General features: G+C 60.2%; 21 protein-coding genes and 1 tRNA gene. 5 read left to right on the forward strand and 17 right to left on the reverse strand.

Annotation, left to right across the window (positions count from 1 at the left end):
* Positions 1-5: 5 nt before the first annotated feature.
* Positions 6-635, forward strand: coding sequence for a uracil phosphoribosyltransferase (gene upp / locus PH551_RS04585; protein WP_020920114.1), 630 nt, complete (start codon positions 6-8; stop codon positions 633-635).
* Positions 636-762: 127 nt separating this feature from the next.
* A complete protein-coding gene (locus PH551_RS04590; RefSeq protein WP_285192031.1) occupies positions 763-1332 on the forward strand; it encodes a TIGR02281 family clan AA aspartic protease in 570 nt (189 codons plus the stop codon).
* Between the two features lie 6 nt (positions 1333-1338).
* Here the strand turns inward: PH551_RS04590 and deoA are convergent, their stop codons facing one another.
* The 9 genes from deoA to PH551_RS04635 form a co-directional block, all read right to left on the reverse strand.
* Entirely contained in the window at positions 1339-2646 is a 1308-nt protein-coding gene (deoA, locus tag PH551_RS04595) for a thymidine phosphorylase (RefSeq protein ID WP_285192032.1), read from the reverse strand.
* A gap of 1 nt (position 2647) precedes the next feature.
* Complete coding sequence (gene deoC, locus PH551_RS04600; RefSeq protein ID WP_285192033.1) at positions 2648-3424, reverse strand: deoxyribose-phosphate aldolase; 777 nt, start codon at positions 3422-3424, stop codon at positions 2648-2650.
* Positions 3417-4223 carry a purine-nucleoside phosphorylase gene (locus tag PH551_RS04605; RefSeq protein ID WP_221114620.1) on the reverse strand — a complete coding sequence of 269 codons (807 nt, stop codon included), beginning with the start codon at positions 4221-4223 and terminating at the stop codon, positions 3417-3419. Before PH551_RS04605 ends, deoC begins: the two co-directional genes overlap by 8 nt.
* Positions 4220-4609, reverse strand: coding sequence for a cytidine deaminase (locus PH551_RS04610; RefSeq protein WP_064800281.1), 390 nt, complete (start codon positions 4607-4609; stop codon positions 4220-4222). Before PH551_RS04610 ends, PH551_RS04605 begins: the two co-directional genes overlap by 4 nt.
* A 2-nt stretch (positions 4610-4611) precedes the next feature.
* Positions 4612-5583, reverse strand: a complete 972-nt coding sequence (locus PH551_RS04615; RefSeq protein ID WP_285192036.1) for an ABC transporter permease — start codon at positions 5581-5583, stop codon at positions 4612-4614.
* 10 nt (positions 5584-5593) lie between these two features.
* On the reverse strand, positions 5594-6697 hold the full coding sequence (locus tag PH551_RS04620) for an ABC transporter permease (RefSeq protein WP_285192037.1): 1104 nt from the start codon (positions 6695-6697) through the stop codon (positions 5594-5596).
* Between the two features lie 7 nt (positions 6698-6704).
* A complete protein-coding gene (locus PH551_RS04625; RefSeq protein ID WP_285192038.1) occupies positions 6705-8216 on the reverse strand; it encodes an ABC transporter ATP-binding protein in 1512 nt (503 codons plus the stop codon).
* A gap of 83 nt (positions 8217-8299) precedes the next feature.
* Positions 8300-9292 (reverse strand): BMP family lipoprotein, encoded by a 993-nt coding sequence (locus PH551_RS04630; RefSeq protein ID WP_085776574.1) that lies wholly within the window; start codon positions 9290-9292, stop codon positions 8300-8302.
* A gap of 315 nt (positions 9293-9607) precedes the next feature.
* Positions 9608-9925 carry a hypothetical protein gene (locus tag PH551_RS04635; protein ID WP_085776573.1) on the reverse strand — a complete coding sequence of 106 codons (318 nt, stop codon included), beginning with the start codon at positions 9923-9925 and terminating at the stop codon, positions 9608-9610.
* Between the two features lie 227 nt (positions 9926-10152).
* Here PH551_RS04635 and PH551_RS04640 point away from each other — a divergent pair.
* Positions 10153-10242 (forward strand) — tRNA-Ser (locus PH551_RS04640).
* A 218-nt stretch (positions 10243-10460) separates the two neighbouring features.
* Here PH551_RS04640 and PH551_RS04645 read toward each other — a convergent pair.
* A complete protein-coding gene (locus PH551_RS04645) occupies positions 10461-11222 on the reverse strand; it encodes a hypothetical protein (RefSeq protein ID WP_285192039.1) in 762 nt (253 codons plus the stop codon).
* Positions 11223-11458: 236 nt separating this feature from the next.
* On the opposite strand from PH551_RS04645, the gene PH551_RS04650 reads away from it, so the two are divergent.
* Positions 11459-11668 carry a KTSC domain-containing protein gene (locus PH551_RS04650; protein ID WP_285192040.1) on the forward strand — a complete coding sequence of 70 codons (210 nt, stop codon included), beginning with the start codon at positions 11459-11461 and terminating at the stop codon, positions 11666-11668.
* A 357-nt stretch (positions 11669-12025) separates the two neighbouring features.
* The gene (locus PH551_RS04655) at positions 12026-12265 is read left to right on the forward strand and encodes a CrpP-related protein (RefSeq protein WP_085779920.1); all 240 of its coding nucleotides are present in this window, start codon (positions 12026-12028) and stop codon (positions 12263-12265) included.
* Here the strand turns inward: PH551_RS04655 and pncB are convergent.
* From pncB to PH551_RS04690, 7 genes are all read right to left on the reverse strand, one after another.
* Complete coding sequence (gene pncB, locus PH551_RS04660; RefSeq protein WP_085776571.1) at positions 12247-13551, reverse strand: nicotinate phosphoribosyltransferase; 1305 nt, start codon at positions 13549-13551, stop codon at positions 12247-12249. The genes PH551_RS04655 and pncB overlap by 19 nt on opposite strands.
* Before the next feature lie 168 nt (positions 13552-13719).
* Positions 13720-14082, reverse strand: coding sequence for a hypothetical protein (locus PH551_RS04665; RefSeq protein ID WP_285192041.1), 363 nt, complete (start codon positions 14080-14082; stop codon positions 13720-13722).
* A gap of 142 nt (positions 14083-14224) precedes the next feature.
* Entirely contained in the window at positions 14225-15184 is a 960-nt protein-coding gene (locus PH551_RS04670; protein ID WP_285192042.1) for a 2-hydroxyacid dehydrogenase, read from the reverse strand.
* Positions 15185-15192: 8 nt separating this feature from the next.
* Positions 15193-16830 (reverse strand): ABC transporter ATP-binding protein, encoded by a 1638-nt coding sequence (locus tag PH551_RS04675; RefSeq protein ID WP_285192043.1) that lies wholly within the window; start codon positions 16828-16830, stop codon positions 15193-15195.
* Positions 16827-17975, reverse strand: a complete 1149-nt coding sequence (locus tag PH551_RS04680) for an ABC transporter permease (protein WP_285192044.1) — start codon at positions 17973-17975, stop codon at positions 16827-16829. Before PH551_RS04680 ends, PH551_RS04675 begins: the two co-directional genes overlap by 4 nt.
* Positions 17975-19063: a microcin C ABC transporter permease YejB gene (locus PH551_RS04685; protein WP_097600409.1), complete on the reverse strand. Its 1089-nt coding sequence runs from the start codon at positions 19061-19063 to the stop codon at positions 17975-17977. Before PH551_RS04685 ends, PH551_RS04680 begins: the two co-directional genes overlap by 1 nt.
* A gap of 151 nt (positions 19064-19214) precedes the next feature.
* Positions 19215-21047, reverse strand: coding sequence for an extracellular solute-binding protein (locus tag PH551_RS04690; protein ID WP_285192045.1), 1833 nt, complete (start codon positions 21045-21047; stop codon positions 19215-19217).
* Between the last annotated feature and the right edge of the window lie 155 nt (positions 21048-21202).

Raw genomic sequence — 21202 nt, forward strand, 5'->3', positions numbered from 1 at the left:
TCCCCATGGACGGCGTCACGGTCATCGATCACCCGCTTGTGCAGCACAAGCTCACCATCATGCGGCGCAAGGAGACATCGACGGGAAGTTTCCGGCGCCTGCTGCGCGAAATCTCCACGCTGCTCTGTTACGAGGTCACCCGCGATCTCGAATTGACGATGGCGACAATCGAGACGCCGCTGCAGACGATGGACTCGCCGATCCTCGAGGGCAAGAAGCTGGTCTTCGCCTCGATCCTGCGCGCCGGCAACGGACTGCTCGAAGGCATGCTCGACCTCGTGCCATCCGCGCGCGTCTCGCATATCGGCGTCTACCGCGATCACGAGACGCTGCAGCCGGTCGAATATTATTTCAAGGCGCCGGAAGACGTGGCCGAGCGCCTGATCATCGTCGTCGACCCGATGCTGGCGACCGGCAATTCGTCGATTGCGGCAATCGACAAGCTCAAGGAACGCGGCGCCCACAATATCCGCTTCCTCTGCCTGCTTGCCGCTCCGGAAGGCATCCGCAACTTCCGCGCCGCGCATCCCGATGTTCCGGTCTTCACCGCAGCGATCGACAGCCATCTCAACGAGAAGGGTTACATCATGCCCGGCCTCGGCGATGCCGGCGACCGCATGTACGGCACCAAATAATTTCAGCCTTCCTTTACCAAATCGAAAGGCTTTATGGCCCGGACGGTTCGCTCCGGGCCTTTTTGTTATCCATATTAGCAACTTATCAGGATTTGAGGCTTAGCAAGCTGGAAGCATGAGGCGCTGCATGAAGCGGGGTTTATACAGGAAGGATTTCTGTTTCATGCTCGTGCGTACCGTCATATTCGCCAGCATCGCCGCGGTGCTGGCCACACAGGTACCTTCTTTCGTTGGAAGCGTCAGCCAGCAACCTGCCGACGTTCTCTCCGCCAATTACGTATCTGCCGACGCCCGCCAGTCCGCGGCACCGGCGCCCGCTTCCGGCAATAGTACGATCCGCCTGCAGGCGGATGCGCAGGGCCACTATACCGGCAGCTTCAAGATCAACGGCAAGCCTGTGCTAGGGCTGATCGATACCGGCGCCACCTACGTCGCCCTCAACGAGACACTCGCCCGCCGGCTCGGCTATACCGCAAACCAGCTCGACTTTCGCTATGGTGTCAACACGGCAAACGGCCAGACGAAGGCCGCGCATTTGACCCTCGATCGGGTCGAAATCGGCGGCATCCGCGTCCGGAATGTCGAGGCCTTCGTGCTCAGGGACGACGCGCTCACGACCACCCTGGTCGGCATGAGCTTTCTGCAGAAACTCGCCTCCTATTCCGTCGCCGACGGCTCGCTCAGCCTCAAACAATAAACCGCATCAGACCCGGCCTGCAATGACGGGGGCCAGTTCCGGCCTGTCGTCAGCAATCCGATAATGCACGGCAAGGGCCGCAGCAGCTTTTCCCGCCGCGGCTTCGTCGGCAGCGTGAACGATAGCGATCGGATCGCCCGCATTGACTCGGGTGCCAAGCGGCAGGAGGCCGGAGAAGCCGACGCGGTGATCGATTCGATCTGCCGGGTGCCGGCGGCCGCCGCCGAGATCGATGACGCTGATGCCGATACCGCGCGCGTTGCAGGCGGCAAGCCAGCCCGATCGGGCGGCCGGGACTTCTTTTTCGACCGGCGCCCTGGCCAGGTATCTTTCCGAATTCTCGACGAGATCGGCCGGTCCGCCGAGCATGGATACCATACGCCCGAAGCTTTCGGCCGCCTCGCCCGATGACAGCGCTCGGCGCGCCATCCCATTGGCTTCTTCAGAGGAGGCGGAAATGCCCGATTTCACCAGCATCTCGGCGGCGAAGGCAAAAACCACGGTCTCAAGCCGCGTGCCGCTCTTCCTGCCCGCCAGGAAGTCCAAACAGTTGCGCATCTCCACCGCATTGCCGGCGCAATCAGCGAGCGGCTCGTTCATGTCAGTGATCAGGGCGGAGGTCTTCACGCCGGCTCCTTTGGCCACCTCGACCAGGGAACGCGCCAGCATCTCCGCCTGGCGGCGGTCAGCCATGAAGGCGCCGTTGCCGAGCTTGACATCGAGCACCAGCGTCTCAAGCCCGGCCGCGAGCTTCTTCGACAGGATGGAGGCAGTGATGAGCGGAATGGAATCGACGGTGGCGGTCACATCGCGCACGGCATAGAGCCTGCCGTCGGCAGGCGCCAAGGTTCCGGTCTGGCCTATGATGGCGCATCCCGCCTCCTTCACCACCTTGCCGAAGAGCTCCGCATCAGGGGTAATCGCATAGCCGGGAATGGATTCGAGCTTATCCAGCGTGCCGCCGGTATGGCCGAGGCCGCGTCCTGAAATCATCGGGACGGCGAGGCCGCAGGCAGCGGCGATCGGCGCTAGCATGAGCGAGATATTGTCACCGACGCCACCGGTCGAATGTTTGTCGGCGATCGGACGGTCGATGCCAGCCCATTGCAGCCTGTCGCCGGAATTGGCCATCGCCAGCGTCAGCGCCACGATTTCCTCGCGTGACATGCCTTTGAACCAGACGGCCATGGCGAAGGCGCCGATCTGGCCTTCGGACAGCTGCCCGGCGGCGAGTGCCGCGATGAAGGAGCTGATATCGGCGGCGTCGAGTTCCTCGCCATCGCGTTTACGCCGGATGATCTCCTGCGGAATCATCTCAATAGCTCGACGCCGCAGCCGCTGCCGGCTGCGCTCCGCTCAGAACCGCGAGGATGTCGTCGAGCAGGCCGGAAGCGCCGAAGCGGAAGGTCGAGGGCATAGCCCAGTCCGGCGCCATAATGGTTTCAGCAAGGCTGAGATAGAGCGCCGCATCCGCCACCGAGCCGATGCCGCCAGCCGGCTTGAAGCCGACCTTGCGTCCGCTCTCACGAATGGCCCGGATCATGATGTCGGCGGCTTCGAGCGTCGCGTTGACGGCGACCTTGCCGGTCGAGGTCTTGATGAAATCAGCGCCGGCTTCAATAGCCAGTTCGGAGGCACGGCGGATCAAGGCCGCATCCTTCAACTCGCCGGTCTCGATGATCACCTTCAGCAGGACGGGGCCGGCGCATTCGGCGCGCACCGCCTTGACCATGTCAGTCACCGCCTTCTCATTGCCTGATATGAACTTGCGGTAGGGGATGACCAAATCGATCTCATCTGCGCCATCGGCAATCGCCTCACGGGTTTCGGCGGCGACATCGGCCACTTCCATATCGCCTGCTGGGAAATTGACGACCGTTGCGATCCGCACGGCATGGCCGGCGCCGAGGATGTTGCGGGCATGGGCGACGAAACGCGGCCAGATGCAGATCGCGGCGCTGTTACCGTAGGGCGTCTGCGCGCGGGCGCAGAGCGTATCGATCTGCGCCTCGGTGCAATCGTCCTTCAGATTGGTGAGGTCGAGAAGGGAAAGGGCGACCGCCGCCGTTTCCCGGATTGAATGGCTATTCATTTTCGCTTTCTCCCGCAATCATCTCTTTCAATATGGCGGCGAGACGGGCGCCGCCGACGGGCGCCATGTCCTTGGTTTCTTCATGGCTGAGCTCATTGCCGGTCATGCCTGCTCCATAGTTGGTGATAACGGAAGCGGCCGCAACCCTCAGGCCCAGCATTCTTGCGATGATCACCTCCGGCACCGTCGACATGCCGACGGCATCGGCGCCGAGGATGCGCGCCATGCGGATTTCGGCCGGCGTTTCGAAGCTCGGACCGGAAAACCACATATAGACGCCCTGCCCCAGCTCGATCTTGAGTTTTGCCGCCGCCTTCCGCATCGCCGCGGCGAGGCCGGCGTCATAGGCATTGGTCATGCCGACGAAGCGATGGTCGCTTTCCTCGCCGATCAGCGGGTTCATGCCGGAATAGTTGATGTGATCGGTAATCTGCATCACCGAACCAGGCGGCATGTCGTCGCGCAGCGATCCGGCCGAATTGGTCAGGATCAGCGCCTCGACGCCGAGCGCCTTCAAGACCTCGATCGGCAGGCGCATGGCGTTGGCATCGCCCTTCTCATAATAATGCACGCGGCCGGAAAGCATGATGACCGGCTTTCCACCGAGGCGGCCGGCGACGACTTCGCCGGCGTGGCCGGAGACGGCGCTGACGGGAAAGCCCGGCAGATCGCGATAGGGAATGCGGACGGCGCCTTCCAACTGGCCAACGAGGGAGCCGAGACCAGAACCGAGCACGATGCCATGGCGCGGCTTGATCGCGCCGAGCAATGCGGCGAGCAGGTCGACCGTCGTCCTCATCCGAGTTCCGTCTCGAAGCTGAAGGGAAGAAGCTCTTCCATTGTCATGGTCTTCTTCACGCCCGCCTCATCGCAGAGATAGATCTTCGTGTCCTTGGCGGCGAATTCGGAGATCTTCTGGCGGCAGCCGCCGCAGGGCGGGCAGAGTGGCAGCTTCTCGGCGATCACGGCCATTTCGACGATCTTCCTGGCGCCACCCATGATCATGGCGCTGATCGCGGTCGGCTCGGCGCACCATCCTTGCGGGAAGGAGAGGTTTTCGATGTTGGCGCCGGTATAGACCTTGCCGTCCTCGGCGCGGATCGCCGCACCGACCGGGAATTTCGAATAGGGCGCATGAGCAAAGGCCATGGCGCCGCGAGCGGCCTCGAACAGGTCGTGGGACATGATCAACGCTCCTTCGTATAGGGCACGCCGCCGGCCTTCGGCGGGATTGCGACGCCGATGAAGCCGGCAAGGAGGATGCAGGTCAGGATATAGGGCAGCGCCTGGAAAACCTGGACCGGCACTTCACCGACCAATGGTACCTGCTTGCCCTGCATGAAGTTCGCCAAAGCATCGAGGAAGCCGAAGAGCAGGCAGGCGAACATCACAGGCACCGGCTTCCACTTGGCGAAGACCAGCGCCGCCAGCGCGATATACCCCTTGCCGGCCGACATGTCCTTGATGAAGGCGGCGGACTGGGCGATCGCGAGATAGGTGCCGGAAAAGCCGCAGAGGATGCCGGCGCACATGACGGCGCGGTAGCGCAGCCAGGCAACCGAAATGCCTGCCGTATCGACTGCGCCCGGATTTTCGCCGACGGCGCGCAGCCTGAGGCCGAAACGCGTGCGGTAAAGGACCCACCAGGAGAAAGGCACGGCGAGGAAGGCAAGATAGGTGAGGATATTGTTGCCCGATATCACGCTTGCATAGAGCGGACCGATGATCGGTATGTCGTGGACGGCATTGGCGCCCGGCAGGATGATCGGCGCGAAGCGGGCCTCAGGCGCCAGCTGCGGCGTGCGGCCGCCCTGGCCGAACCAGGCTTGGCCGAGCACGATGGTAATGCCGGCGATGAAGAAGTTGATCGCCACACCCGAGACGATCTGGTTGCCGCGATTGGTGATCGAGGCGAAGCCATGCACCAGACTGAGCGCCACCGAGCAGACGATACCGGCGCCGAGCCCGAGCCAGGCCGAGTCGGTGATATAGGCAATACAGGCGGCGGCGAAAGCCGAGCCCAGCATCTTGCCCTCGAGGCCGATATCGAAAATGCCAGCGCGTTCCGAAAACAGACCGGCAAGGGCGGTGAAGATCAGCGGGATCGACAGTCGGATCGTGGAGGCCAGAATGCTGATGAAAATGTCATAATAATCCATCGTCCGCTCCTCAGGCTCGCGCAAACTGTTGATAGAGGCGCACGATCGCCGGCCGGAACATGTGTTCCAGGGCACCGGCGAACAGGATCACCAAGCCTTGGATGACCAGGATCATTTCGCGGGTGATATTCGGCATTTCGAAGGAGATCCAGTCGCCGCCCTGATAGAGAACGCCGAAAAGGATTGCAGCAAAGATGATGCCAAGCGGATGATTGCGGCCCATCAGCGAGACGGCGATACCGACGAAGCCGGCACCGCTGACAAACCCCACCTGTAGCCGGGCGGAGGCGCCCATGACAGGATTCAGCGCCATCATGCCGGCGAGCGCGCCGGAAAGCATCATGGCGATCATCACGATCCGTACATAGGGCATACCGGCATAGGAAGCGGCCGTGGGGCTGACGCCGAGCGTGCGCATCTCAAAGCCAAGCTTGGTGCGCCAGATAAGAAGCCAGACGAGATAACACATGACTAGCGCAATGATGAATGAGACGTTCAACGGGGCAGCACCGAGCTTTGTCCCGAATATCTCCATCAGCCATGTCAGCTTCGGCAACTGCCCACCTTCAAGGAATGTGCGCGTTTCCGGCGCCATTTTGCCGGGCACGATCAGTACGTGCACCAACAGGTAGTTCATCAGCGAGGCAATGATGTAATTGAACATGATCGTCGTGATGACGATATGGCTGCCGCGTTTCGCCTGAAGCCATGCCGGAATGAAGGCGGCAACCGCACCGAAGAGGGCAGCTCCAACGACGGCCACCGGCATTGTCACATACCATGGCACGTAATTGTCGAGCGAAAGCGCCACCAAAGCGCAGCCGAGGCCACCAAGATAGGCTTGGCCCTCAGAGCCGATATTGAAGAGGCCGGCATGGATTGCCACCGCAACGGAAAGGCCGGTGAAGATAAAGCTCGTCGCGTAGAACAGCGTGAAGCCGATGAATTCGCCAGTACCGAGCGAACCCTCGAGCAGCAGCGACAATGCATCCAGCGGGCTTTCGCCGATCAGCCAGACGACAAAGCCCGAGATCAGGAAAGCGACGACAAGATTCAAAAGCGGGATCAGGCCGTAACTGATCCAGTTTGGTAGCGGTACAGAAGCAGTGCTCATAAAGGCCTCACGCGGCAATGCCGGCCATCATCAGGCCGAGGGTCTGTTCACCGGCATCGGGCGTCTTCTCACCGACGACATGGCCGGCGAACATGACAAGGATACGGTCGGAAAGGGCGCGGATCTCATCGAGCTCGACGGAGACGAGCAGGATCGCCTTGCCCGCGTCGCGCATCTCGATGATCCGGCGGTGAATGAATTCGATGGCGCCGATATCGACGCCGCGCGTCGGCTGGCCGATGATCAGCATCTTCGGATCGCGTTCGATCTCGCGGGCGACGACGATCTTCTGCTGGTTGCCGCCGGAGAAATTGGCCGTCTTCAGCCGCGGATTCGGCGGGCGGATGTCGTATTTTTCGATCTTCTCCATCGCGTCCTGGCGGATAGCGTCGAGATCGAGCAGCGGCCCTTTGCTGTAGCCCGGACGGCGGTGATAGCCGAGGACGGAGTTTTCATATTCCTCGAATTTCAGCACCAGTCCCATATGGTGCCGGTCCTCGGGAATATGGGCAAGCCCGAGGTCGCGCAGGCGGGCGGGATCGGCCTTGTCGATCGTCTGGCCGTCGAGAAGGATTTCGCCGGAGACAGGCTTCCGGATACCGGCAATCGCCTCCAGCAATTCGGACTGGCCGTTGCCGGCGACACCGGCGATGCCGACGATCTCGCCGGCACGCACCTCGAAGGAGACATTATCGACCATGGTGACGCCGCGATTGTCCTTGACCGTCAGGTTGCGGACAGAGAGCACGGCGGCGCCCGGATTGGCTTCGCCCTTCTGCACGCGCAGCAGCACGCGACGGCCGACCATCAACTCGGCAAGCTCCTCCACCGTCGTTTCCGCAGTATTGCGGGTGGCGACCATCTCGCCGCGGCGCATGACGGAGACCGTATCGGTGATCGCCATGATCTCGCGCAGCTTATGGGTGATGAGGATGATCGTCTTGCCCTGGTCGCGCAGCACCTTGAGGATGCGGAAGAGGTGGTCGGCTTCAGCCGGCGTCAGCACGCCTGTAGGTTCGTCGAGGATCAGGATCTCGGCGCCGCGATACATGGCTTTCAGGATTTCGACGCGCTGCTGCAGGCCGACCGGGAGCTCTTCGATCAGTGCGTCCGGATCGACCTCGAGGCCGTATTCGGTTTCCAGTCGCTTGAGCTCGGTGCGGGCCGATGCGACGCCTCTCGCCAGCAGCGATCCGCCTTCGGCGCCGAGCATGACATTCTCGAGCACCGTGAAATTATCGACCAGCATGAAATGCTGGTGCACCATGCCGATGCCTGCGGCGATCGCCGCCTGGCTGTCACGGATGGTGACCGGATTGCCGTTGACGCGGATCTCGCCGCTGTCGGCGTGGTAGAAACCATAGATGATCGACATCAACGTCGATTTGCCGGCGCCGTTTTCACCGATGATGCCGTGGATCGTTCCCTTGGCAACGGTGAGATTGATGTCCTTGTTGGCATGGACGGCACCGAATTTCTTATCGATGCCGACAAGCTCGATAGCGGGCTTATCTGTCACTGCAGGCTCCAAATAAGAAAAGGGCGTATGGCGAAAATCCCCTCCGCCATACGCCCGATCTCGATATTACATCAGGGCGCTGATCACTTCGGGCAAGCGTTGTCCGAGGTGTAATCGTGAACCTTGACGGTTCCGGCGATGATATCGGCCTTGGCCTTGTCGACCGCGGCCTGCATTTCCGGCGTGATCAGCGACTTGTTGTTGTCGTCGATCGCGGCGCCAACACCATCTTCCTTGACGCCGAGGGCCTGAACGCCCGCGGTGAACTTGTCATTCTTGGTATCGGTGTAGGCGTTGTAGACGGCGAGGTCGACGCGCTTGACCATCGAGGTCAGGACCGAGCCCGGATGAAGATGGTTCTGGTTGGAGTCGACGCCGATCGACAGCTTCTTGTTGTCGGCGGCGGTCTGCAGAACACCAAGGCCGGTGGCGCCGGCTGCCGCGTAAATAACATCCGCGCCCTGGTCGATCTGGTTCTTGGTGAGCTCACCGCCACGAACCGGATCGTTCCAGGCAGCACCGGTGGTGCCGGTCATGTTCTGGAACACCTCGATATCGGCCTTGGCGGCGCGCGCGCCTTGCTCATAGCCGCATTCGAATTTGCGGATCAGCGGAATGTCCATGCCGCCGACGAAGCCGACCTTGCCGGTTTTGGAGGCCATGCCGGCGAGAATGCCGACGAGGTAGGAGCCTTCTTCTTCCTTGTAGACGACCGAGCGGACGTTCGGCTTGTCGACGACTGAGTCGACGATGATGAATTTGGTATCCGGGAATTCGGCTGCGACCTTCTCGATGGCCGAAGTCCAGGCGAAGGAAACGGCGACCACCGGGTTGAAACCGCGGCTTGCGAAGTTACGGATGGCCTGTTCGCCCTGCGTGTCGCCGGTCGGCTCGAAATCGCGATAGGCGATGCCGGTCTCGGCCTTGAACTTCTCGGCGCCGTTATAGGCCGCTTCGTTGAAAGACTTATCGAACTTCCCGCCGGTGCCGTAAACCAGCGCCGGCTTGACATCGGCGGCAAGCGCCGTCGTCGACATGGCAGCCACGGCAAGGAGAGTGAGAAGGGATTTTTTCATTGTGCAGCCCTGTTGTTGCTATTCATTAGGGGTCCTCCCGCAAGGCCTTTTGGGCGAGTCTGCGGAACCACCGACCTCCCCCCGGAGGCCTGGCTGCGCGCATCCTTGCATGGCTCACAGAAAAATTCACCAGAAATTTTTCAGGCGGTAAAGATTTGCAGCGATTGCTGAAAATCAGTTCTCCCGGGCTGATTTTTGGACATTTCCGCTGCCGGGATGCAAAATTTCCCGGCAATCCGACAGCCATGTCGGGGTCACGGAAAGACCGGCGGCGACCGAATCTTCGGCCGAGCCGCAGCGGCAAGACCAGCTTGCCTATGCCGTGAAACGGCCGGCCACCGGCGGCTTCTTGTAGCCGACCATCCAAAGAAGCAGCGCGATCACCAGAAAAACCGCAAAGGCCGGCTGGAGCATCAGCCACTGAAAGATGAAGGCATAGAAGCGCGGGTGGATATAGTAGGAAAGCGCGGATTGCAGCGACGTCAGTGTATCCGGGCTCACATCCTGCCAGGCATCCGACATCGGCGTCATGATCACGGCGGAGGCGGCAACCGATTGGATCGAATCGATGGTCCCGGCAATAACGGCTGCCGCAAGCGCGACAAGACTCGCCAGACGCAACAGGAAACGCATCAATCCCTCCGACGCTTCGATATGCCGGACAATTCCGGCGAGCCCGCGCCATCCTCCACCTTGAGAATTACATAGTCATCGCTGAGGTGAAGCACAATGGGATGGGCCGAGCGGAGTTTTATCGGAAGAAGTCAAAAAACTGTTAGATTTGGGTTGATCGACAAAAATTCATCGGTATATATCGCGCCGTTCCGACGATTTGCTCCTATCCGGGCGCGAACGCCAAAGGACAGGTGGCCGAGTGGTTTAAGGCGCACGCCTGGAACGCGTGTGTACGTGAAAGCGTACCGAGGGTTCGAATCCCTCTCTGTCCGCCATTTTTCGTTAATAACCGTTGCTTCATTTGCTCAGGCGCACTGATCCACGATCCGATTGCTGCGTATCCGAAATGTATTCGGACGGACGACCGCAAATTTGGAATGCCCAGATTCAGCGTGGTCGCGGCGAGAACGGTTCAACTTTTTATGGAGCGCAGAACCGCTCTAACCTTTTGTGTCAACACAACCCCGGGCGGGAAACCCAATTGATCTAAGCCCTATTCGAATATTTCCGAGACGCTCCTCGCTCTCGCCGCATCCCCCCGAGGCCCTTCTATGGTATACCGTGAAGCCTCCGACATCTGGAGTTTTCGAGCCAGAACGATCGAAACGTAGCATATGCCGAATGTGGATACGCATTGGCAAACAACGAGCACCGCAAGAGCGATAAAATTCAGTTTTCCATCCGAGAAGATGCTTTCGGCTTCGTATGACATCGATGCCGCTGCCGCCAGCAACAGCAAAGCACCGATGAAAGGTAGAATAAGCCCCGCAAACATGCGCAAAAAGGTAGGAAGTAGACCCCGTTTTCCCCTGCTGAAGGCATCTGAAAGCCCGCTTTTCGCACCCGCGATCCCGGCAATGGGCCAAGTTCCGACAAGGGCGAGGAGCAGCGGAAGGATGATTGCGATCACCGCAAGGCACAGGAGTAGAAATACGTTCCTGGAAAAAGAAGCGGCGCCAAAGGCGACGGGGACACCAACCCCGATTCCGATGACGACGAGCATAATAAGCAAGTTCTTCCAGATGTAGGCACCAAACCCGCGCATGCCGCTGGTCAAATTCGATATTCTTCCGTCTCCGTTCAACATTGCATTCTGAATGCAGAACCCAAAATACAGCGCAACGAAATATTGCGTTGAATTGCTGCTGCTGCGGCCGCTGTAGTCATCAAAAGCAACCATCGCGCAGTTAATTGCAACCACAGCGCATACGAGAGACAGATTACGTCTTACAAAAGAAATCGCTTCACCTAACATTGCACCCTGCCATCACTCACCTGTGGATGGAAGATTCGTCATAATTGCAACGCTGTCAAATATCGACCTTTCCTTTCAGCCATGAATTCGGCCGCGTCGAGATGAGCGGCGGAACCAATGCCCTGTTAACATCTTCCAACGTCCGCAAAGATTCCTGAATTTTTACCACGCTGCTTCACCGCGTCTTTGCACGTTTTGGTTTAGGCTTCTGCCAAACCAAAACAGAGGTAAAACAGGTGGAAGAACTTTCGGTGAAGTCGAAGATCATCAAATCCGTCTATTTCAGCCAGGAAGACGGGCGGCTGAGGATTTGCTTCAAGAACGGCGAGGAGCGTCTGTTCGAAGGCGTGCCCTCTTCGGAAGCCCGTGCGATGACGGCGGCGTCGTCTCCCGGACATTATTATCTCGACCGGATCAGGACGCGGTTTCGCAGACTGGCTGCCTGAAACCGTCGGCCCGGCCGGGATTGCGTCGGATTGAGACAGTGCCGGTGGATATTAATCCCCGGTTAACTCTCGCCTTCATCACAGTTGGATCAGCCCGAGCAGAAAGCGGCACTCTATCAGTGCTGCCGCTTTCAAAGATTCGGTCAGCCGGGAGGCTTGGTGGCGGACCCCAGCCAGGAAGCCGAGCCTCCCCGTCACCCCATCCGTTCGCCGGATCGATCCGAGGTCGGGTTGTAATCGCCTCGAAATAGCCAATTGGGGCTAATCCTGTGAAAAACCGGAATGCTCACATCCGGACTCGACAATGCTTCATTAGCATGATTGCATAAACCCATGGAACGGGAGGCCGGCGTCATGATGTTCGAGAATCTGCTTGAGATGCAGGAGCGCGGCGTGCGCGACCGTGCTCGTGGCCGCAGCCTGGCCGACAATCCGATGTCGAAGCCGGATGTGCTGCCGATCACCGATTTTCAGGAATGGTATTCGATGTTCGACGCCTGGCGCTTCGGCTGGTCGATCGAGGATGCGATGGCGGGGCACATCGAGGTACCCCGTGATGGCCGCGCTTCACCTCGAGCCTATACCAGGACGGTCTGATCGACCCTATCTTCGGCGCCGAAGAATTTCAGGTAGCGTTCGACTTCGGCCGGCTCGCCCGTCGCCTTCTGCGGGTTGTCGGAGAGTTTTACCGCCGGGCGGCCGTTGGCGTCGCTGACCTTGCAGACGATCGAGATCGGATTGAGGCCTGAGATTTCCGTCGGCGCACAGCCGGCAAAATCATTCGTCAGGTTGGTGCCCCAGCCGAAGCTCATGCGCACGCGGCCTTCGAAATGCCGGTAGGTATCGATGATGGCGTCGACATCGAGGCCGTCGGAAAAGATCAACAGCTTCTGGCGCGGATCGCGGCCCATCTTCTTCCACCAGTCGATGATCTTTTCACCGCCTTCGATCGGCGGCGCGCTGTCCGGACGGAAGCCGGTCCAGTCGGCGACCCATTCGGGGGCGTCGCGCAGGAAGGCCGCGGTGCCGAAGGCGTCCGGCAGGACGATCAGCAGGTTGCCGCCATAGAGCTTGTTCCAGTCGCGCAGGATTTTGTAAGGGGCGTTGCGCAGCTGCTCATCGGTCTGCGCCAGGGCGGCTGCCACCATCGGCAGCTCGTGGGCATTGGTGCCGACCGCCTCGAGATCGGAATCCATCGCCAGCAAGACATTGCTGGTGCCGGTGAAGGCCGGACCGATACCTTCCTTCAGCGCCTCGACGCACCAGCGCTGCCAGAGAAAACTGTGACGCCGGCGAGTGCCGAAATCGGAGATGCGCAGGCCCGGCAATTCCTTCAGCCGTTCTACCTTCGACCACATCTTTGCCTTGGCACGCGCATAGAGCACATCGAGGGTAAAGGGACCGAGCGCCCTCATCGCGGAGCGCGAACGCAGCTCGTTGACGATGGCAAGCGCCGGGATCTCCCACATGGTGGTTTCCTTCCAGGACCCATGGAAGTCCAGCACATATTGCCCCTCCTTCTTCGACAGCTCGTATTCGGGAAGTTGGAAGTTGGACAGCCAGGCAAGGAATTCCGGCTCGAAGATCTGCGCGCGGCCGTAGAAACTGTTACCCGCCAGCCATATCATCTCCTTCTTGGAGAGCCGCAGCGTGCGCGCATGATCGAGCTGCTCCCGCAATTCGCCCTCGTCGATCTCTTCGGCGAGATGCACGCGCTTGGTGCGGTTGATGAGGGTGAAGGAGGCATTCACATCCGGATAGAGCTTCCAGATCATCTGGAGCATCAGCAGCTTGTAGAAGTCGGTATCGATCAGGCTGCGGATGATCGGGTCGAGTTTCCAGGCGTGATTGTAGACACGTCTTGCGATATCGGTCTTGGCCATGAGATTCCTGCCCTGTCCACTCCGGTCAGGTGCTGCCAAGTTCCGGGCCGGCGCACGAAACCGGCTCGTGCGCCTTCTTATCGAAAAATCGGCGGCGAAAGTCCAGACAAAACATAAACATCCCGCCGCAGGGTGGCGGCGGGATGCGGGAGATCGTCTGCCAAAGGCCTATTGGGCCGGTGCCGCAGGCTGGGTCGGTGCCGCAGGCGCGCTGTTAGGGGCAGGCGCCTTTGCCGGCGTCTCGGTCGGGACCGCATTGCCATTCTGCATCGTCGGCGCGGGTGCTGCGTCGGATTGCTGCTGCTGGAGCTGTTGGCCGGGCTGCTGCGGCGCCACCTCCTTCGCCTCGCGCCGGCCCCAGATCTCGACTGGAATCCAGACCACGAAGGCAAGGATCAGCGCCACGAGCAGCACGGTCAGGATACGGTAACCCATACGCCCCTGCTTTGCCTTGACCGGCGGGATTTGCTGTTCCTTGTGAAGCTTTCCGTCGGATTTTTCCCAGCGTGTTTCGGTCTGATGCGCCATCATCGTCTCCTTCCGCTGCCTTGGCGGCCGATCTGGCCGCAAAGAACTTCGCAAGGAAAACGGGTGGCCGTCTGGAAGGTTCCGGGCTCAAACGTGCCGCGGTCTTGGAATGGCCAAGTCGCCGCAGCTTTGGCGCGAGATGCCGCTAATAACCGGCGGCGCGATCGATCACGAACTGCAGCGGCTCGCCGCGCTCAAAACGGGCGATCTGCATCTCGACATGGCGGAACAGCGCGTTCTCTTCGGAGACCGCCGCGTCATGCGGGGTGATGAACACATTCTCCAATTCCCACAACGGGCTGTCGGCGGCGAGCGGCTCCACTTCGAAAACGTCGAGAGAAGCGCCGCCGAGGGTCCCTTCCCTGATGGCCGAGACGATGTCGGTCTCGATCTGGCTCTTGCCTCGGCCGGCATTGATGAAGACCGGCTGTCCGAGCGCACCGTCGCGGCGGAGCTTCTTAAATAGCCCGCTATTATAGAAGCCGGTCGTCTCAGGCGTCAGCGGCAGCAGGCCGACCAGAATGTCGGTTTTGGCAAGAAACCGGTCCAGTTCGCGCGCGTCGAAGGTCTCGACGCCCTCGATTGTTTTGCGGGTGCGCGACCAGCCTATGACGTTGAAACCCATCACTTTCAGCTTGGCGACCGCATCCAGGCCCAGAATGCCGAGCCCCATGACGCCGATGGTCACCTCCGCCGCTTCCGGCGCAATCAATTTGGCCCATTCGCGCCGCCGCTGCTTGACGTCATGGGCATATTGGCCGCGCAGATGCATCAGGCACTGCATGACGACCCATTCGCTCATGCGGGTGGTCAGGCTGCGGTCGACGAAACGGACAATCGGAACGTCAGGCAAGCCGGCCATACCGATGATGTGATCGACGCCGGCACCACCCGAGAAGATCACCTTGAGGTTCGGCGCGCGTCGAAAGAGATCGGCATCCGGCTTCCAGAGAAGCGCGTATTCCGTTTCGCTGAAATCACGCTCGCGATTGGCGGGATCGGCGAGATTAATGCTGCCGCGGTCGGCAAAGGCCGTTTTCAGGACGCGGGCGACACCTTCGGGGTTGAACTTGATATCGACGAGGACAGGAGGACGAACTGACATGATCTTCTTTACTGCTGCACGGCGGGCGTCGGCACCGCCTCAATGTTGAAGGCGGCCGCCATGAGTGCCTTGGTGTAATCGTCCTTCGGCGCGCGGAAGATTTCCGCGGACGGTCCCTGCTCCACCACCTTGCCGAAACGCATGACGATGACGTCGTTGGCGAGCGCCTTCACCACCTTCAGGTCGTGGCTGATGAAGAGATAGGCGAGGTCGTGCTTCCTCTGCAGATCGCGCAGCAGGTCGACCACCTGCGCCTGCACGCTCATGTCGAGCGCGGATGTCGGCTCGTCGAGCATGACGAAACGGGGCTTCAGCACCATGGCGCGAGCTATGGCGATGCGCTGGCGCTGGCCGCCTGAAAATTCATGAGGATAGCGCCAGCGGGTCAGCGGATCGAGGCCTACCTCCTCCAGCGCCCAGCAGACACGCTGGTCGCGCTCCTCGGCGCTCAAGGCGCGCTCATGCACCTTCAGCCCTTCGGCAATGATATCGCCGACCGACATGCGCGGGCTGAGCGAACCGTAGGGGTCCTGGAAGACGATCTGCAGCTGGTTGCGTAACGGCCGCATTTCGCTGAAAGAATAACCGGCTATATCCTTGCCGACAAAGGCAATCCGTCCCTGCGACGAGATCAGACGGGTGAGGGCGAGCCCGAGCGTGGTCTTGCCCGAACCGGATTCGCCGACGACTCCGAGCGTCTGTCCGGCGCGCAGCGAAAGATCGATGCCGTCGACCGCCTTCACATGATCGACGACGCGGCGCATCAGCCCCGCCTTGATCGGGAACCAGACGCGGATATCCGAGCCTTCCATCACCACCGGCTTCGACGGATCGGCAAGCGGCGGCTCGCCGCGCGGCTCCGAGGCGAGAAGATGGCGGGTGTAGTCGTGCTTCGGATTGGCGAAGACCTCTTCGACGGTTCCGGTCTCGACGATCCTGCCCTTGGTCATCACGCAGACGCGATCGGCGAATTTGCGGACGATGCCGAGATCATGGGTGATGAACAGCAGCGACATGCCGTGTGCCGCCTTCAATTGCCGGAGAAGCTCGAGGATCTGCGCCTGCACCGTGACATCGAGCGCTGTTGTCGGTTCGTCGGCGATCAGCAGTTCCGGCCGGTTGGCGAGCGCCATGGCGATCATGACGCGCTGGCGCTGACCGCCGGAGAGTTCGTGCGGATAGGCCTTCAACCGCTTCTCAGGCTCGCGAATGCCGACCTGGTTCAACAGTTCCAGCACGCGCATCCGCGCCGCCTGGCCGGTGAGCCCCTGGTGCAGGGCGAGGATCTCGGCAATCTGCTTCTCGATCGTATGAAGCGGATTGAGCGAGGTCATCGGCTCCTGGAAGATCATGGTGATGTCGTTGCCGCGCACCTCGCGCAGCGTCCGCTCGGATGCCCTCAACAGGTCCTGGCCCTTGAACAGGATTTGGCCGGAGGGATGACTTGCCGAGGGATAGGGCAAAAGCCGCAGGATCGAATTGGCCGAGACCGACTTGCCGGAGCCGGATTCGCCGACGAGCGCCACGACCTCGCCCTTGGCAATATCGAAGGAGATGCGATCGACGGCAAGCGAGGCTTCGCCGCCCTGGTGGAAGGCAACCGAGAGATCGCGGACGGAGAGGAGCGGTTCTATCATGTCACTCATTGAAACGTCTTCCTCGGATCGAAGGCGTCGCGCACGGCTTCGCCGATGAAGATCAAAAGAGAAAGCATGATCGACATGGTGAAGAAGGCCGTCAGCCCGAGCCAAGGCGCCTGCAGGTTGGTCTTGCCCTGGGCGATCATTTCGCCGAGCGAAGGGGAGCCGGGCGGCATGCCGAAGCCGAGGAAATCAAGCGAGGTCAGCGTCGTGATCGAGCCTGAGAGAATGAAGGGCAGAAAGGTGAGCGTCGCCACCATGGCGTTCGGCAGTAGGTGGCGCCACATGATGGTGCGGTTGTTGACGCCGAGAGCACGGGCGGCGCGGACATATTCGAAATTGCGGGCGCGCAGGAACTCTGCGCGCACGACGCCGACAAAGCTGACCCAGGAGAAGAGCAGCATGATTCCGAGCAGCACGAAAAAGCCGGGCGGCAGGATCGCGGCGATAATGAGCAGGATATAAAGCACAGGCATCGACGACCATATTTCGATGAAGCGCTGCAGCAAGAGATCGGTCAGGCCGCCGAAATAGCCCTGCACCGCCCCTGCCGTGACGCCGATGATCGCCGAGCAGATGGTCAAAGCCAGGCCGAACAGCACCGATATGCGGAAGCCGTAGATAACGCGCGCCAGCACGTCACGCGCTTGGTCATCGGTGCCGAGCCAGTTGAGATTGCCGAGCGTGCAGCCGGGATCGTTCGCGCCTTGCGGATAACCTGAGCAGCGCTCCTCCTTGGTCATCAGCCAGAAGGGGGGAGTCGGAGCCGAATGCGGAATGTTCGAGTTGACCGAGCGGTAGGAATAATGGATCGGCGGCCAGATCATCCAGCCATTGGCATTGATCTCATCTGCTATCACCGAGGAGCGGTAGTCGGTTTCGGCGAGGAAGCCGCCGAATTTCTCCTCGGGATAGTCGATCAACACCGGAAACAGGATCTCGCCCTTATAGGAGGCGATGATCGGCCGGTCGTTGGCGAGGAATTCCGCGAAAAGGCTGAGCACGAACAGCAGCAGGAAAAGCCACAGCGACCAGTAGCCGCGGCCGTTCGCCCGGAAATTCTTCCACCGACGGATATTGGTCGGCGACAGCAGCCCCTTGCGCGGCGGATTGACCGGGGTCGCGGTGGCAGGGTTTGCCGCGGCGTCCATCAGACATCCCTCCGCTCGAAATCGATGCGCGGATCGATCCAGGTATAGATCAGGTCTGAGATCAGGCTGACGAAAAGACCGAGCAGCGAGAAGATATAGAGTGTCGCGAAGACGATCGGATAATCCCGGTTGACCACCGAGAGATAGCCGAGGCGGCCGAGGCCATCGAGCGAAAAGATGTTCTCGATCAGCAGCGAGCCGGTGAAGAAGGCGGAGATGAAGGCGCCGGGAAAACCTGCGATGATGATCAGCATGGCATTGCGGAAAACATGGCCGTAAAGCACCTGCCGCTCGTTGAGGCCCTTGGCGCGGGCTGTGACGACATATTGCTTCTTGATCTCCTCGATGAAGGAATTTTTGGTCAGAAGCGTCGTGGTGGCGAAGGCGGCGAGCGAAAGCGAGATCAGCGGCAGGGTGAGGTGCCAGAAATAGTCGAGCGGCTTCTGCCACCAGGCGAGCTCACCGAAATTGTCGGAAACGAGGCCGCGCAGCGGGAACCAGTCGTAAAAGGAGCCGCCGGCGAAAAGCACGATGAGCAGGATGCCGAAGAGGAAGCTCGGAACGGCATAACCGACGACGATGACACCCGAGGTCCAGACGTCGAAGGTCGACCCGTCCCTGACCGCTTTGCGAATGCCGAGCGGGATGGAAATCGCATAAGAGAAGATCAGGATCCAGATGCCGAGCGAGATCGACACCGGCAGTTTCTCCTTGATGAGGTCGAGCACGGAGGTATTGCGGAAGAAGCTCTCGCCGAAATCGAAGCGGATGTAATTCCACATCATCTCGCCAAAGCGGGTCAGCGGCGGCTTGTCGAAGCCGAACTGTTTTTCGAGCTTGGCGATCAGCTCCGGATCGAGCCCCTGGGCGCCGCGATATTTCGAGCCTTCGTCGCTGCCGCCGCCACCGAGCAGATCTCCGCCGCCGGACAGGCGCTGATCGGCGCTGTCGGCCTGGCCGGTCAGCTGGGCAATCACCTGCTCGACCGGGCCGCCGGGTGCAAATTGCACGACGATGAAGGAAATTGCCATGATGCCGACGATTGTCGGTATCATCAAAAGCAGGCGGCGAATGACATAGGCGCCCATCAGCCTTCAGCCTCCGGAAATCTTCTTATTGTCTGCCTGCCGTCCAGTCCAATGCCGCTCAATCCGCCAGCCTTCCCTTGCCGGCCCTGCCGGCTTCTCCGTGATTCGCTAGTGCCATTTGGAGCCCAGAGCCCCAGCATTGCAAGCCCGCTCATTTGGCCGAGGTCGACCACCAGGCATCGGGGAAGCCAAGACTGTAGGCCGGGAACTCGGCAGGATGCGTGACTGTGTTCCAATAGGCGATATTAACGGTATCGCGGTAGAACAGGGGGATGACGTAATGGTTTGCGAGCAAGACTCGGTCCATTGCCTTGATCGCAGCGACCTGTTCATCGCGGTTCGGCGCGAAGATAATCATGCGGATGAGCTCATCGACGGCTGGATTGGCGATGCCGGCGTAGTTGCGAGAACCCTGCTGGTTGACAGAGCCGGATCCCCAATAGTCGGCTTGCTCGTTGCCCGGATTCATTGTCTCCGCCCAGACATTCCAGATCATATCGAAGTCAAAGCTGCGTTCGCGGTTGACAGCTTGCGAAGCGTCGACTGTCCGAACTCGCGCATCTATGCCGATTTTCTTGAGATTGCTGGCATAAGGCACTGCCCAGCGCTCCAACATGGGGCTCGACAATAATATCTCGAAACTCATTGGCTGGCCGGTCTTGGTATTGACCATGCGATTGCCCTTCAGCTCCCAGCCGGCTTCTTTCAGAAGAGCAATCGCCTTTCGGAGGTTGTCGCGGCTTTTCTGCGGATCACCGCCGACGGGATTGGTATAGGGTGTCGTGAAAACCTCCGGCGGAACCTTGTCCTTCATGCTCTGCAGTATTTCCAGTTCACGACCCTGGGGCAGGCCGGAGGAGGCGAGCTCGGTGTTCCAGAAATAACTGTCGATGCGCTTGTAGCTGTTGAAGGCAACCGTGCGGTTCAGCTCCTCGAAATCGAAACCGTAATTCAGTGCCTCGCGGACGCGCTCGTCCTTAAAGAGGTCACGCCGCATATTGGGTACCAGAGCCTGCAGAATGCCGGTGGAGCGCAGCGGATTTGCAACCTCTTCCTTCTTGAGGCGACCTTCCTTGACGGCGGGAAAATCATATCCCGTCGCCCAGCGGGCAGCCGTCGTCTCCTGCCAAAAGTCGCTGTTGCCGGCGCGAAAGGCTTCGAATTCGACGTCCCGATCACCGAAATAGGTGTAGATGACGTTGCGGAAATTGTTCTGGCCGACATTCACATTGAGATCCTTGCCCCAATAGTCGTCACGCAGTTCATAGCGGATCGTCGCTCCGGGCGAGAAGGACGCGATCTTGGAGGGCCCTGAACCCATCACTGGTTCGAGCGTCGTCTTTGAGATGTCGCGCGGCTTGCCGTCCGGTCCCTGCCCCTCCCACCAATGTTTCGGCACAACGACCAACTGGCCGAGAATATTCGGAAGCTCGCGGTTGTTCTTCTCGTCGAAAGTGAAGGTGACGTCGCGATCGCCGGTCTTTTCGGCCTTTACCACGTGGCGATAGTAGTTTGCGGTGGCGGGATTGTGCTCCTTGGTCTTATCCAGGCTGAAAATGACATCTTCGGGCGTCACCGGCTGCCCATCCGCCCATTTCGCCTCTTTGCGCAGGCGAAAGGTCGCACTCGAAACGTCTGCGGGAAAGGACAGTCCTTCGGCGAGCAGGCCATAGGACACAAGCAGCTCGTCATCGGCGGGCTTCATCAACGTGTCGAATACGAGCGTCAGGCCTACCGCCGTCTGACCTTTTGCAAGGAGCGGATTAAAGGTGTCGAAGGCGCCGCTCGCGGAAAGGCGCAGATCTCCGCCCTTTGGGGCATTTGGATTGACGTAGTCGAAATGAGCAAAGCCCGGCTTGTATTTCATTTCGCTGATGACCGAGCTTCCGATCTGAAACGGCTGCTCTTCACCCATTGCCGTCAAAGGCGTCAAAGCACCCGCAAGCGATAGAAACAGAGCGATTTTCGACCACAAAGTCGCCATTCACGCATTCCCCTGAATATTGATGGAATAGACAATACGAGAAATAGGGGCGAAAAACAGGAGAGAGTTTGGTTTTTGGCCGGCTCGCGAAATTTTGAGCCGCCAGTTCCCGTCAGGAACGCCAGTGCTTGGGCGCCGCGGCGATCCGTCACCGG

The organism is Rhizobium atlanticum, from assembly GCF_030182485.1.
Classification (GTDB): Bacteria; Pseudomonadota; Alphaproteobacteria; order Rhizobiales; family Rhizobiaceae; genus Rhizobium.